A 13518-nucleotide genomic window follows, 5' to 3' on the forward strand; every position below is an offset into this window, starting at 1 on the left:
CGCTAGTCAGCTTGGAGTGATGATCCTGTAACAGGGATTGCAAGATGGTATCATCCCGCATCACATATGCCGGGATGATAATACTACCAGGGGATCCGTAGTCCTGAAAATCAGGCCGGGACTTCGTCTTTCATATTTCGCTGCCAGTGGCGATGCTGAGCTATAGCCGCTTTAAATTGATCAATAAAGGGCATAAGATCAGTGTGCTGTTTGATAGTCACTACGCCCTGATCATTTTGGAGTTCTCCTGCAGAGTAGGTCACTCCTTTAATAGACGATAACATCAGTAAGTCCACCCCATCCCCCGTGGCTCCTAACGGTTTACAATGCTTAAATGCTTCATTAATAAAATTGAGTGCATCGCCCTGTTTAGCCAGGACTTTTATACTGCGACTGCCACCTGGAATAAATACTGCATCGTATAGTACGGAAGCAGTGGTTGCGTAATGTTTATCAACATCCACTTCATCACCACTATCACTTTTGAGTGGTCCTTGAAATTGAGCAATAATATCACACACTGCACCTTCGGCTACGAGTGCTTTTCTCACCAGCTTTAATTCGGTTGCGCTATAACCTTCAGCAACAAGAATAGCTATTTTACGTGTCGCAATACTGTTTTTTGCGGTATGTTCAGATGTTTCCTGGCTCAGGTTTTTGGCTATTTTGTCGCAGGCTTTGCCTTTTTTAAATGCAGGCGGTGCAACCCCTATTCCTTGAGCTATTTGTTCAGCTAATTCACCATCCACATGATTAAACAGTTCAACCACCTGTTTTCTGATGCCTTTATCCATGACTTTTCCCAATTCAAAATGAAACGCACTCACAATACGTTTCTTTTCTGGATCAGTCATGCTGTTGTAGAAAAGGGAGGCTTGGGTATAAAAGTCTTTAAAGCTTTCACTACGCTCGCGCACTTTGTTGCCGGCTATCTTTTCAGCATAATGAAGATAACCTCCGTCAGCTCTTGATGCGGTCATTGGGCAACCTTTGGCCACTGTATTGGGGAAATAGCTTTGTTTACCTTTATCAACTGTCATGCGATGATAGCCTTCACGTTGATTATTACTTACAGGAACAAGCGGGCGATTAATGGGAATTTCATGAAAATTAGGCCCACTCAGGCGAATTAATTGAGTATCAAGATAGGAAAATAAGCGGCCTTGTAAAAGAGGATCATTGGTAAAATCAATGCCAGGCACCACATGACCCGGATGAAAGGCAACTTGTTCTGTTTCGGCAAAAAAATTTTCTGGGTTCTGATTAAGCGTCATTTTACCCACCCAACGGATAGGAACAAGTTCTTCCGGGATAATTTTGGTTGCATCCAGCAAATCAATACCGAGCTTAAATTCATCTTGCTCCTCAATAACCTGAATGCCAAATTCAAATTCAGGAAAATGGCCAGCTTCAATAGCTTCCCAGAGGTCGCGCCTATTGAAATCCGGGTCTTTACCGGCAATTTTTTGTGTCTCATCCCAAACTAAAGAATGGATACCAAGCAAAGGTCGCCAGTGAAATTTAACAAACCGTCCGTGGCCCTTGGCATTAACAAAGCGAAATGTGTGAACACCAAAGCCTTGCATCATCCGATAGCTGCGTGGCAACGCACGATCGGATAAAACCCACATGATCATATGTGCTGATTCTGGGGTATTAGCCACAAAATCCCAAAAGGTGTCATGGGCTGCGGATGCCTGTGGCATTTGGTTATCTTGCTCTGGCTTAATTGAGTGAACAAGATCAGGGAATTTAATACCATCTTGAATAAAGAAAATCGGCATGTTATTGCCGACTAAATCATAATTACCTTGCTCAGTATAAAACTTTGTGGCGAAACCACGCACATCTCTGACTGTATCAGCAGAACCACGAAAGCCAACAACGGTGGAAAAACGCACAAAGGTGGGTGTTTTTTGTTGAGGGTCATGAAGGAATTTTGCCATGGTTAAATCTTCAAGAGATTCATAGACCTGAAAATAGCCATAAGCACCAGAGCCGCGCGCATGAACAACTCTTTCTGGTATTCGTTCATGATCAAAATGAGTTAATTTCTCACGAAAGTGAAAATCCTCCATGATAGTAGGGCCTCGAGCTCCTGCTTTTAACGAATCATCAGTGTGATTGATTCTTAGTCCATGATTGGTTGTTAGAAATTGGCCACTGTGATCGCTGGAAAATTCCTCCATTTGTTGTTTTTTGCTGTTTTCATGAAGCTTTTTTTCCCTTTTCTTATCCATTAATCCTCCAATGATTATCGGTTCTGTTATAGAGATTATGCAGTTAGTTATTTATTTTTGGCAAATAGAGGCTTTCCACTAGGATTGATAGAGCCCAAATTAAACCCTATATTTCTTCACCTTCAGGAAAGATAGAATTGAATGATTCACCACTCTAACATCCCATCGTACTGCATACAATGAAAGTTGCCTTTAGGTGTCAGTATTATCTCTTTGCAACAGGTTACAGTTACTTTTGCAGGGATACCTCGCACTGAACCTCCCCTTGAATTAATTACAAGTGAGTTTTACTCGGTAATGCTGCTGTACATTGAACTTCAACAAGAAGTCCTGGCATTGCCAATTTTGAAATACCTATTGATGCGCTAGTGAAGGAGTTAACCGGCATCATTTTTGCTCGAGTTGCAAAAAAAGCAGGACCATTTTTTTCAATATCAACAATAAAACAAGTCATGGCCAGTATATCAGCAAGACTCGCGCCGGCTGCTTTCAAAACGGTTTGAATATTTTCAAATGTTTTAACTGCTTGTTCTTTGATTCCTGGATCCACGAGATTGCCTTGAGCATCGATGCCTGCTTGGCCGGTAATATAAATAATGCCATTATAGCTAACACAGTTAGTAAAGCCTAAATGGTCATAGTTATAAACATTGTCAACTTCTATAAGCTTTTTCATGGGCTTATCCTATTGAGGTGATATCCATCAAAGTATAGTAATGGTGAAATGTCGGTGCAATTTACTAACACAAAAATAAGATGAATTAATGCTTCTCCTGAGCAGCAATATAAAAATATACATTTACAAAAATTTATATAAAAATTCGCCTTTTTTTAGCCTGCTTAATATTTGGTTAATAAATTAACAGTATTATAGGGAGATTATGCCCGTAAGTATCTAGGGAAGGCTGAACTTCGCGTTAGGGGGAAATGCAATCATGGCCATTCTACTGAGTACCACAAGCCAAGACTTGATTTCTCGATTGTCAAAAAATTCCGAACTTACCGCTATATTTCAACAACAAACGACAATAGAGAAAGCAGTACTGCTCAGTTGGCTTGAAAAAGTTCAACAAACTACTACTGATGAAGAGACGGCATTTTTAGTTGCTTCTTTAAATGCCTCTCTTTTAAAAGATTTTAAAGAGTCACTTCAGCCTTCCAAACCTAAGAAAAAAGAAAAGCCTATGAGTTGGTTAAGCCGGGCCAAATACCTTCTTTTAGCGATAGCCGGAACTCTCTATTTTGGTTGTGAGGGTTTTGATGGTGTTACAGCTATCATGGGTATTTTTTCCTCCGTTCCAACCATTGCTATTTTTGCGGTGGGTACTTTATTTTCCGTGCTTTCAATCATTGTATTTTATAGTTTTGACTTGGTTGAGATCTCCAAAAATTTAGGTGTAAAGAAAGGGGATGCGCCGAAACTTCTGGATGTGTTACTTGATGAGTTCCAACAAATTAAGGCTATACGCTACGAACTTTCAAAACCGGGAAATAAAACCCAACTACAATTAGAAGAGGACAAAAAACTGGCAGAAATGCTTCTTAAAAGGCATCAAGCGTTAAATGAATCCCGGAACAAGCTTAAGGAAGCTCTAAACAATCCCTATTTGAAAATCGCAAGAATGGCTACAGCCGCAGTCGCTGGTATTATCTTTTTTAGTGGTGGATTTTTTGCAGGTCAAACAGTGGCCTTGGCAATTGCCGGTTTATTTCTTACTTCAGTTGCTGCAACCTTCTGGCCTGTTATACTTGCCAGTGTTGTCGTTGGCTTGGCTGCCTTTAGTGTTTATTGGTTTGTAGAACGCCCCGGAATAGAAAATCTTATAAGCCGTTGGAAAGGATTGGATAAAGAGAAAATTGATGCATTATGCAAGTCTAAAGTGGTAGATCGTGAGACAGAAAAATTGCAAATTCTATTGAGCAATATTGAAGAAAAGATTACTCCATTAAACACGACTACGATACTTAACGAAGAGAAAAAAGAGTTAACCCAAAAAATAGCTGGTCTTGAGTCAGAAAAAAATGCCTTATCTCTACAAGCCACTGCTTTTGCATCACGTAATAGTGAACTGCTGACAGAAATAGAACGCTTGCAGACTCAATTAAAATCATTGCAAGAGTCCTTAGTTGGAGTTAAGTCCACTCAGGCTACTGCAGCAAATCGTGCTATTGTTGATAAAAAGCCGACTGTGGCACTACGATACAGTGCTAATCAAACCTTTTTTGGTGAGACATTATTAAGAAAAACCAAATCATTAAATGATCTGTGGTCTTCTGAATTGGTTAATCAACCCTTGGAAAAAACTGCAAATGATTATTTATGAGCAGTATAGGGGCCTTAAAAGTTAATAATACTGGCCTGTGTGACAGCGTTAAATATTGAGAATTGACTTCACAAAAGGAATAGTAATTTTACGTTGAGCTGCCAGGGAAGCTTCATCCAATTGATGTAGCGTGATTTGCAAATCATGCATGTTACGACCGCATCGATTAAGCAGGAACTGTCCCACACTCACTGGTAATTTAAAACCTCGCTGTTGTGCATGCAATTGTAAGGTTTTAATTTTTAATTCATCGTTGAGTTCATGAAGTTGCATGACTAAACCCCAACTCAACCGCGAACGTAAATCTGGCAAATTTATTTTTATTGCCGTCAGAGGTTGTCCACTGCTGATGATTAAGGTTGTATCCTCATTGTCACGTACCTTGTTGTAAAGATGAAATAGTGCCTCTTCCCACGCTGCGTCACCAGCAATTAAATCAATGTCATCAATAGCAACATAATTATGCTTATCCACGCCCTCAATGCTCTCCGGCCCCCATTCTTTTAAAATCTGTAAGGGAAGATAAATTGTTGTTTGACCATTCAGAGCTTGACAACAAGCCTGTAGCAAATGCGATTTACCACAACCTGAATTTCCCCAAAGGGTCAATAATCGTTCCCCCGTGCCTGACAAACACCTCTCGATTTGCTGCTTTAACAACGGATTATTGTCCCAGCAGAAATTGTTCAGGGTCGCTTCATCATTTAATTGAATTGCTAAAGCCAATTGCTGATTCATTTGTCAAGCATTCCGCGAGAAAGCTTTTTTGCTCCAAGTCCAGACATAGTCCAAATAGCTTACAGCGGTGGTTATTGCAGTCAGAAAAATAAGTGTTTCTATTAAATAAGGCGCAAATGTAAAAAAAGCCAATTCAAAAAGACATAAAGTCACTAAAGCAAGTTGTAAGCTGGTATTAATCTTACTTAGTCGCGTTGGCTCAAAATTAAGTTGACGCTGAATAAACCAATACCAAGCCAGAACACCCAAAGAAATTGTTAAGTCGCGTAAAAACACCAAAATAACCAGCCACCAGGGCAATGAACCAATGAATGCTAAAGAAATAAAACTGGAGGCCACGAGTAATTTGTCTGCCATAGGATCGATAAATGAACCTAAAGTGCTCTGCCATTGAAAATGCCTGGCTAACCAGCCATCGAATCCGTCAGTCAGTCCTGCGATAAGAAATAAATAAAAAGCACGCGTATATTCCTTTTCGTACAAAAAGACCAAAAATGGCACTATTAATACGAAACGCAATACAGTAAGAGCATTTGGTATATATCTTAGAAATGGTAACTTAAACATACCCTCATCTGACTTGGATTTTATGTTAGGGCTATTGCCATCTGGTAATAACCAAGGCAAGTGACTTTGTCAAGTTTATACAATCCTTGTGCGACTGTCACGTTTGTTAGAGGAGCGCAGGTGACTAAGAGGATTAAAAATAGGAGGTGCCAGACATGCATTACTGACGTTGGAAAGACGTATTGGCAATAAGGAGAAAGGTCGCCAGTCTCGCTCAAGCAATTGATATTTATAATAATTTAAAAGTTCAACATTAATTTCCGAAGTAAAATCTTTCAGCTGCTTTCTCACTTCTTCATGCACAATCTGCCATAAATCATCTGCTGCAAGGCTATAATTATGGCTCAGATTATCAATCCAACCCATTATATTGCTTAAAAAATTGCCATGAATAAATTTATTGACAAGTTCATTTAAATTTTCAGTCATTACCTTTGAATCAGGGGAAAGTTTAGGTTTTGAGACATGCTCATAAAATCGGTGCAGACAAAGACAGGCATTCTCTAAATCTTTAATAATCAGCGCCACTGGGCGATGATTGCTAAAGACAATTAAGGTATTTTGTGGGTGGGCTTCAAGAGCAATGCCGTAATGCAACAGTAAATGCAGTTGGCCTGACAATAATTTTTGGCAATAATCTTTAAAGTAAGCGTGAGGTGTTATTCCGCTGCTATTAAGAATATCGATAAAAAGCGGCTTACCAGAGAGTGGTGATTGTGCAAAGAGTGCACCCAACGGCACTGGAATTTGCCCATTCTTTTGCTTGGACATCGGATTGTCACATAAGATTACTGCAAGTTGCTTGCACTGGGATGCTGGTACCAGGGTAGGACTCACACCTAAACTTGCTACATCAGCAGCTATAAACAGACTCTGTCGATAATTGTCATGTTTCTTCAGCAAGTGATTAAGCCAAAGAGCCAACAGGGAGCCATGGTCTATTGAATCTTGTGAGATTGTATGGTTTGCCGAAACAGTCTGCACCGCTGTTGCTAACTTTAAGTAGCAGGCGCCTGCTGCTTGCGGCATTACTGTATGAAAAGCCATGGTCGGTTTAACCACTTGGAGATGAGGTAGCAAAATTAACGCTTTACTATCAATTAATGACGAAAACTGCTGTTGAATCTGATTGCGCCACTGCCAGGGGTGAAGTGGCAGAGGCAAATAATTATCAGGATTATACTGCTTAAATAATAAATGATTTCGCCAAAGTTGATATTCATTCGGGAAGTGTTTCCTTATTAAAGACTTATAGCCAAGATTGTGTGCTGCAAGGTAAGTGTGTCGTTGATGCAAAGCACACCAGTGAAGATTAATTTGCGCATTAAATTCAGGTGAGTACTGCAAAACTTCACGACGGCTAAATCCTATTTTGGCGCGAAAATTTGGATAATAGGGGTGACCAATACATCCCCATTGCTCTAAAAGCTGTAAAATTTCATAGGTATTGTTTTTTTCGCATAACCATTGCCAAAAATTGGAAAAGCGCTTTGCCTGCTTCCTTAATTCCAGTTGCCAGCATTGGCGGTAAGCTTGAGCCATGGCTTCATTAGCCACTGTTTCATCCAATTCGTGTTTAAATGCCTGCCAATTAAAAAATTTTAAAGTAGGCTGTTTGTGTTTAAGCTGTTCTTGCAACTGATCAATAAAATCATGGATGTGATGACTATTAATAGGTGAGGTAGTTAATCCCTCAAGGCTTGCGGCTTGCTGTAAGCGCCGCAGACACTCACGATGAGCCTGCGTAATAAAATATTCAATGGTTTGCTGAGGAAGCCCAATGCCTATTTCAAAGAGCATAAAACGAAGTTGATGGGTTACCTCATGAAAGTCACCATAGGCTAAGGCCATAATAATCTCCCCGTTGTAAGGTACATCAAAACCGTTGACTTACGAGCCTGGAAAAGTTCAACAGGTGTTAATCCAGGTAGATAATCAATATAAATGATAATCATTCTCATTTGCAAGCGATTATTTAGCGAATTGGGGTTATTTATTTCGAGTCATTGCCGTGACACAAGCTAACACAGTAAAGAAAAGTGCTGCTATAAAAACCAGAACAAAACGTATCCAAATAGCAATGGGGTTACCGATCGCAACATGATTGGAGTTATGAACGTGATAGAGGACCGGAACATGCTCACCAACCTTATATTGATGGAGATAATATCCTAGATGCGCAGTCGCTGTTATTGTATCGCCTGTTTTATTCTTAAAACGTACAATGGGGTAACGCAGCATCGTTGCACGAGCCACATTGTTTTGTGAAGGTTTAACGACGAAACTGATGACTTCTCCCCTTGTGGCAACGGTATTGTGGGTGATTCGCCAGGCTTCAATTAAATAATAGCCGGCAAGGAGAAAGGTTGCGACACTGGCTAAGATTAAAAGAGCAGTTAGTGATCTCATAATATTCAATGTCGAAATGATATGTTACATATATAGCACAAAGGTTACTATAAAAATAAACAAAAAAGAGAGAGTGTATGTTTGACACACACTATTTTTGCGCCATTAAAGAAGAAGCTTCTTTAAACGAATCGTCCTTACTAAGTAACGAAAAGTTACTGGTATAAGTAACAATATTTGCTATTGTTTCGTTTGGCATCGCTTCAAAAAAAGCATGCTCTGTTCTTTTTGCTTGCTTGAGCATTAAGGCATTTTTTTGCATCTCTATCAGGTTTTTTAAGCTATCCTTTTGTTGTGTGAGTCTGTTAGCATACTCGGGAAACAGCGTTTTGGTTTCATTTAATTCAGCATTGTTAGGAAAAAGACGTTTAAATTCTGCGGGGTTATTCATGATGTAATTCATTAACTTTTCGGTATACTGGGGGAGCAGTTTTAAAATAAGATGGAAATCTTTAGTATTGGCAATAAGTCGTTTAAACGCCGTGGGGTTAGTCGTCGCGTGCTCAATAAAACAGGAAAGTTTTTCTGAAGTGTAATATAAAGTATCGCCATTTGAAAAAAGCCGTGTAAATTCCTCAGGTTTTTTTAAAAGCGAATAAATTATCACTTCACTATGTAGCGGAATTTCCTGGAGAGTATTGTCCAAATCATAGGCAGTTGCAAAAAGACGTTTTAATTCTTCTGGATGGTTCATCACATGATTTATTAAAATCTGTGCATATTCAGGATATGCCGCCGCTGTCGCGCGTAAAATGTGATTATTGGGAATAAAGCGTTGAAATTCACTGGGAGTGTTAAAGAGATAATCGAGCAGCATCTTGCCATTGTGTGGAAATTTCTCAATAGTCCACCAGAAATCAAATTTGCTTGTAAACAAACGTTTAAATTCCTGAGGGTTATTCAAAACAAAATGAATAACATGGGGAAATAGTGTTGTAGCACCACGTAAAGTTTTATTATTGGGGAGCAGACGTTTAAATTCATCAAAATTATTTAAAAGAGAATGAATTAGATTCTCCCGATGCTGTGGAAATTCTGTAACAGCCCTCTCTAAATCATCCGTTGTTGCAAAAGAGCGTTTAAATACCTCAGGGTTTTGCAACGCAGCCATAAGTTCAGATTCTTGCACGTTTATTCAGTCAGGAGGAATGCAATGATTTAAAAAATGATACAGATAGATAAGGAAATAGCGAATGGGTAATGTTACCCACCCATTTCAATGATAGCTGCAAAAAATGTAAAAGAAGAAGGAATTAAGCATTCTCTTCATTTTTGCGATAAATAATGGCAACGTTGCCGATTAATTGTACCAGCTCGGCATTAAGCTGTTGGCAAAGTTCAGAAGCTATCGTTTGCCGCTCTTCTTTTTCTATGCCACTTAATTTAACTTTAATTAATTCATGGGCGGTTAGAGCGACATTGGTTTCGTCTACTACAGCTGGTGTTAAACCTTTGGCTCCCAAAAGAATAACAGGCTTTAAGTGATGGGCTTTTGCTTTTAGCGATTGTCTAAATGCGGTGTCCATAGGGACTATCCTTAAATTAAATGGCAAATTATTGCACGTTTTGCTGGGAAAAGGTAGTAAATTTCAGTATCATTCAATGAATCTGGAGTAAGATGATTAGCGTATGTCCCGTTCTAAAAGTAGTAAACGTTGGCTGCAGGAGCATTTTGATGATGTTTTTGTAAAAAAAGCGCAAATAGAAGGTTACCGTAGTCGAGCAGTTTATAAGCTAAAAGAGATTGATGAGAAGGAGCATTTGTTGAAACCCGGGATGACTGTCGTCGATTTAGGCGCTGCTCCAGGAGGATGGACGCAATATGTGTCTGAAAAAATTGAAGGACGCGGCACGATTATTGCACTAGACCTTTTGCCAATGGATTCATTACCAGGAGTAAATTTTATCCAGGGGGATTTTCGTGAGGATGAAATTTTCCAGCAATTAATAAATAGAATTCCTGAGCATGGCGTGGACTTGCTTTTATCAGATATGGCCCCAAATATGAGTGGTTCGGCAGCAATTGATATTCCGCGCGCGATGTATTTAGCTGAATTGGCATTTGATTTTGGTGCCAAGATGCTAAAACCAGGGGGAGCTTTATTAATGAAAGTTTTTCACGGTGCTGGTTTTGATGAATTGGTAAAGCAAGCGCGTGCGCAATTTGATAAAGTAGTCATTCGTAAGCCTGCTGCTTCACGTTCTCGCTCGCGAGAAACCTATTTGCTGGCGAAGGGCTATAATTTATAGTAACGTTATCGTTCGTAGAAATACGTCACAAAACGAGGTTAATGCTTTGAACGACATGGTAAAAAATTTATTTTTGTGGCTGATAATAGCAATAGTGCTGGTTTCAGTATTCAGTAATTTTGGCCCTCGCCACACATCCGCTGAAAAAATCTCCTATAGCAAATTCCTGAAGGAAGTTGATCAAGGCATGATTAGCACCGTAACCATTGAAGACAACAAAGTCATTAAAGGTCTTACGAAAAATAATCACCGTTTTGTCACTTATATGCCGATGCAAGATGACGCTTTGCTAGGCGAATTATTAAAAAATCAGGTCGATATCAGTGGTCAGGAAAAACAACAGGAAAGCTTCCTGTTACATCTCTTCATTAACTGGTTCCCAATGTTATTGTTAATTGGTGTCTGGATTTTCTTTATGCGACAGATGCAAGGTGGCGGCGGTCGCGGTGCCATGTCATTTGGACGCTCCCGTGCACGCCTGCTGGGAGAAGATCAGGTGAAGGTGACTTTTGCCGACGTTGCTGGGGTTGATGAAGCTAAAGAAGAAGTTAAAGAGTTGGTAGATTTCTTACGTGATCCTTCCAAATTCCAGAATTTAGGGGGTCGCATTCCACGAGGGGTCTTGCTGGTTGGTCCTCCTGGGACAGGTAAAACGTTATTGGCAAAAGCAGTAGCCGGTGAAGCCAAGGTGCCATTTTTTACAATTTCGGGTTCCGACTTTGTGGAAATGTTTGTTGGCGTGGGAGCTTCTCGAGTTCGAGATATGTTTGAGCAGGCTAAGAAGAATGCTCCTTGTATTATCTTTATTGACGAAATTGATGCCGTGGGTAGACATCGAGGTGCAGGGTTAGGTGGTGGTCATGATGAACGCGAGCAAACCTTAAACCAATTGCTCGTCGAAATGGATGGCTTCGAGGGTAATGAAGGCGTTATTGTGGTTGCAGCTACCAACCGTCCTGATGTTCTTGACCCAGCCTTGTTGCGTCCAGGTCGTTTTGATCGTCAAGTGGTTGTGCCTTTGCCTGATATTCGCGGCCGTGAACAAATTTTAAAAGTCCATTTACAGAAAGTCCCCATTGATAAGGATGTAGAAATACTCCCTATTGCACGTGGAACACCTGGCTTTTCAGGTGCTGATTTGGCAAATTTGGTAAATGAAGCAGCTTTATTTGCTGCTCGTGCCAATAAGCGCAAGGTAGGTATGATTGAGCTTGATAAAGCAAAAGATAAAATTATGATGGGCGCTGAAAGACGCTCCATGGTCATGGATGAGAATGAGAAAAAATTAACAGCTTATCATGAGGCAGGGCATGCTATTGTTGGCCTTTCTGTTCCTGAACATGATCCTGTCTATAAAGTAACGATTATTCCTCGTGGTCGTGCCCTGGGTGTGACGATGTTTTTGCCAGAGCAAGATCGCTACAGTCATAGCAAGCGCCGCTTGGAGAGCCAACTATCCAGTCTTTTTGGAGGACGTATTGCAGAAGAGCTAATTTTTGGCGCAGAAAGCGTAACTACTGGTGCTTCGAATGATATTATGCGCGCTACTGAAATTGCTCGTAAAATGGTTACCACCTGGGGCCTCTCCAATCTTGGTCCATTGACGTTTGGTGAAGAGCAGGGCGAAGTATTTTTAGGTCGCACAGTAAATCAACATAAAGAAATTTCTGACAAGACTGCCCAGAATATTGATCTCGAAATTAAAGAAATTGTGGATAGAAATTATCAACGTGCTAAAGAAATTCTCTTGGCAAATATGGATAAACTTCACCTGATGGCTGAAGGATTAATTAAATATGAAACCATTGATTCGAAGCAAATTCAGGAAATTATGTCTGGTCAGGAACCTTCTCCTCCAGATGATTGGGAAGCTACGAAGCTTCTTGATAAGGATAAGAAAGGTGGCGATACTACCCCAACAACCATAAACGGTAAGCCTGTTGACCATCCGGCAGGCGAACATTAGCAGTTCAGAGTAAGCACTCGATAGCCATATTGGGTGCATCTACTGTCATTTAATGTTGTGATATCCAATGAATAGTATGCAGTTTCAGCAATGGTGTCAGTCCTACCAGCAATCGGTTACGCTGTATCAGCAAAAGCCTTTAATTATGGGTGTTCTGAATGTAACTCCTAACTCTTTTTCTGATGGCGGAAAATATCTGCAGCGCGATAGCGCTATCAAGCATGCCCTTAGTATGATAATGGCCGGAGCAGATATTATTGATATAGGAGGTGAGTCTTCCAAGCCTGGAGCTGAGCCCGTGAGTTGCGCGGAAGAATTGTCCAGAGTTATTCCGGTCATTGAAAAATTAAGAGAAGAAACAGAGTGTTGTATTTCTATCGATACAACAAAAGCTCATGTGATGAAGGAAGCAATTGCGGTTGGTGCTGATATGATCAATGATATCACCGCTTTAAATGCAGAAGAGTCACTGCGGATTGCCGCACAACTTGAAGTCCCAGTTTGCCTGATGCATATGCAAGGTGAGCCAATGACGATGCAACAACACCCTTATTATGAACGGGATATACTTGATGAGTTGCATCTCTTTTTTCAGCAAAAAATAAAGCAATGTTTGGCAGCAGGGATTAAGTTTGAAAATTTAATTCTTGATCCTGGTTTTGGTTTTGGCAAATTACCACAACACAATTTGCGGCTGGTTAAAAATATAGCCACTTTTAATCAATACAATCGTCCCGTCATGTTAGGTGTATCACGTAAAACAACAATCGGTGCTGTTTTACAAAAGCCGGTAGAGCAGCGATTACTGGGGGGGTTAACAATGGCAATTGTTGCTGCCTTGCAAGGAACAGCAATTCTAAGAACACACGATGTTGATGAAACGCATCAGGTTCTTGCAATGCTGGATGCTATTAATAATGAGGCTGTAAACAATGAACTATAATAGAGCACCTACGATAGAAGTGTGTTAGCGACGTTATTGAGTGTAAGTGCATTTTGGCGCAAAATGCACTTTAGCTAAAAT

The 13518-nt window shown here is 40.2% G+C and carries 12 protein-coding genes; 4 read left to right on the top strand and 8 right to left on the bottom strand.

Going from position 1 to position 13518, the window contains the following annotated elements:
- Positions 1-110 precede the first annotated feature (110 nt).
- Both clem_RS01315 and clem_RS01320 read right to left on the bottom strand, forming a co-directional pair.
- The gene (locus clem_RS01315) at positions 111-2240 is read right to left on the bottom strand and encodes a catalase (RefSeq protein WP_094089960.1); all 2130 of its coding nucleotides are present in this window, start codon (positions 2238-2240) and stop codon (positions 111-113) included.
- Positions 2241-2514: 274 nt separating this feature from the next.
- The gene (locus clem_RS01320; protein WP_094089961.1) at positions 2515-2916 is read right to left on the bottom strand and encodes a Rid family hydrolase; all 402 of its coding nucleotides are present in this window, start codon (positions 2914-2916) and stop codon (positions 2515-2517) included.
- A gap of 259 nt (positions 2917-3175) precedes the next feature.
- On the opposite strand from clem_RS01320, the gene clem_RS01325 reads away from it, so the two are divergent.
- Positions 3176-4564, top strand: a complete 1389-nt coding sequence (locus clem_RS01325) for a coiled-coil domain-containing protein (protein WP_094089962.1) — start codon at positions 3176-3178, stop codon at positions 4562-4564.
- A 48-nt stretch (positions 4565-4612) separates the two neighbouring features.
- On the opposite strand, the gene hda is transcribed toward clem_RS01325, so the two are convergent.
- The 6 genes from hda to yhbY all read right to left on the bottom strand — a co-directional run bounded on the left by hda (position 4613) and on the right by yhbY (position 9804).
- Positions 4613-5302 (bottom strand): DnaA regulatory inactivator Hda, encoded by a 690-nt coding sequence (gene hda / locus clem_RS01330; RefSeq protein WP_094089963.1) that lies wholly within the window; start codon positions 5300-5302, stop codon positions 4613-4615.
- 3 nt (positions 5303-5305) lie between these two features.
- Positions 5306-5869, bottom strand: a complete 564-nt coding sequence (locus clem_RS01335) for a CDP-alcohol phosphatidyltransferase family protein (RefSeq protein WP_094092235.1) — start codon at positions 5867-5869, stop codon at positions 5306-5308.
- A 75-nt stretch (positions 5870-5944) separates the two neighbouring features.
- Positions 5945-7720 (bottom strand): IucA/IucC family protein, encoded by a 1776-nt coding sequence (locus clem_RS01340; protein WP_094089964.1) that lies wholly within the window; start codon positions 7718-7720, stop codon positions 5945-5947.
- A gap of 138 nt (positions 7721-7858) precedes the next feature.
- On the bottom strand, positions 7859-8278 hold the full coding sequence (locus clem_RS01345) for a DUF3592 domain-containing protein (RefSeq protein WP_094089965.1): 420 nt from the start codon (positions 8276-8278) through the stop codon (positions 7859-7861).
- A gap of 91 nt (positions 8279-8369) precedes the next feature.
- Positions 8370-9407, bottom strand: coding sequence for a hypothetical protein (locus clem_RS01350; protein WP_157698141.1), 1038 nt, complete (start codon positions 9405-9407; stop codon positions 8370-8372).
- Positions 9408-9531: 124 nt separating this feature from the next.
- A complete protein-coding gene (yhbY, locus tag clem_RS01355; RefSeq protein WP_094089967.1) occupies positions 9532-9804 on the bottom strand; it encodes a ribosome assembly RNA-binding protein YhbY in 273 nt (90 codons plus the stop codon).
- Positions 9805-9907: 103 nt separating this feature from the next.
- On the opposite strand from yhbY, the gene rlmE reads away from it, so the two are divergent.
- From rlmE to folP, 3 genes are all read left to right on the top strand, one after another.
- Complete coding sequence (gene rlmE / locus clem_RS01360; RefSeq protein ID WP_094089968.1) at positions 9908-10528, top strand: 23S rRNA (uridine(2552)-2'-O)-methyltransferase RlmE; 621 nt, start codon at positions 9908-9910, stop codon at positions 10526-10528.
- Between the two features lie 55 nt (positions 10529-10583).
- Complete coding sequence (ftsH, locus tag clem_RS01365; RefSeq protein WP_198333216.1) at positions 10584-12494, top strand: ATP-dependent zinc metalloprotease FtsH; 1911 nt, start codon at positions 10584-10586, stop codon at positions 12492-12494.
- Between the two features lie 67 nt (positions 12495-12561).
- Positions 12562-13437: a dihydropteroate synthase gene (gene folP, locus clem_RS01370; RefSeq protein ID WP_094089970.1), complete on the top strand. Its 876-nt coding sequence runs from the start codon at positions 12562-12564 to the stop codon at positions 13435-13437.
- Positions 13438-13518: the final 81 nt, after the last annotated feature.

It is taken from the genome of Legionella clemsonensis, assembly GCF_002240035.1.
In the GTDB taxonomy this organism is placed as follows: Bacteria; Pseudomonadota; Gammaproteobacteria; order Legionellales; family Legionellaceae; genus Tatlockia; species Tatlockia clemsonensis.

What these genes read in the sequence shown, in the direction of transcription:
- hda (WP_094089963.1), bottom strand. Translation starts at nt 5,302, where the DNA reads ATGAATCAGCAATTGGCTTTAGCAATTCAATTAAATGATGAAGCGACC.
- clem_RS01320 (WP_094089961.1), bottom strand. Translation starts at nt 2,916, where the DNA reads ATGAAAAAGCTTATAGAAGTTGACAATGTTTATAACTATGACCATTTA.
- rlmE (WP_094089968.1), top strand. Translation starts at nt 9,908, where the DNA reads ATGTCCCGTTCTAAAAGTAGTAAACGTTGGCTGCAGGAGCATTTTGAT.
- clem_RS01345 (WP_094089965.1), bottom strand. Translation starts at nt 8,278, where the DNA reads ATGAGATCACTAACTGCTCTTTTAATCTTAGCCAGTGTCGCAACCTTT.
- folP (WP_094089970.1), top strand. Translation starts at nt 12,562, where the DNA reads ATGAATAGTATGCAGTTTCAGCAATGGTGTCAGTCCTACCAGCAATCG.
- clem_RS01325 (WP_094089962.1), top strand. Translation starts at nt 3,176, where the DNA reads ATGGCCATTCTACTGAGTACCACAAGCCAAGACTTGATTTCTCGATTG.
- clem_RS01340 (WP_094089964.1), bottom strand. Translation starts at nt 7,720, where the DNA reads ATGGCCTTAGCCTATGGTGACTTTCATGAGGTAACCCATCAACTTCGT.
- ftsH (WP_198333216.1), top strand. Translation starts at nt 10,584, where the DNA reads ATGGTAAAAAATTTATTTTTGTGGCTGATAATAGCAATAGTGCTGGTT.
- clem_RS01315 (WP_094089960.1), bottom strand. Translation starts at nt 2,240, where the DNA reads ATGGATAAGAAAAGGGAAAAAAAGCTTCATGAAAACAGCAAAAAACAA.
- yhbY (WP_094089967.1), bottom strand. Translation starts at nt 9,804, where the DNA reads ATGGACACCGCATTTAGACAATCGCTAAAAGCAAAAGCCCATCACTTA.
- clem_RS01335 (WP_094092235.1), bottom strand. Translation starts at nt 5,869, where the DNA reads ATGTTTAAGTTACCATTTCTAAGATATATACCAAATGCTCTTACTGTA.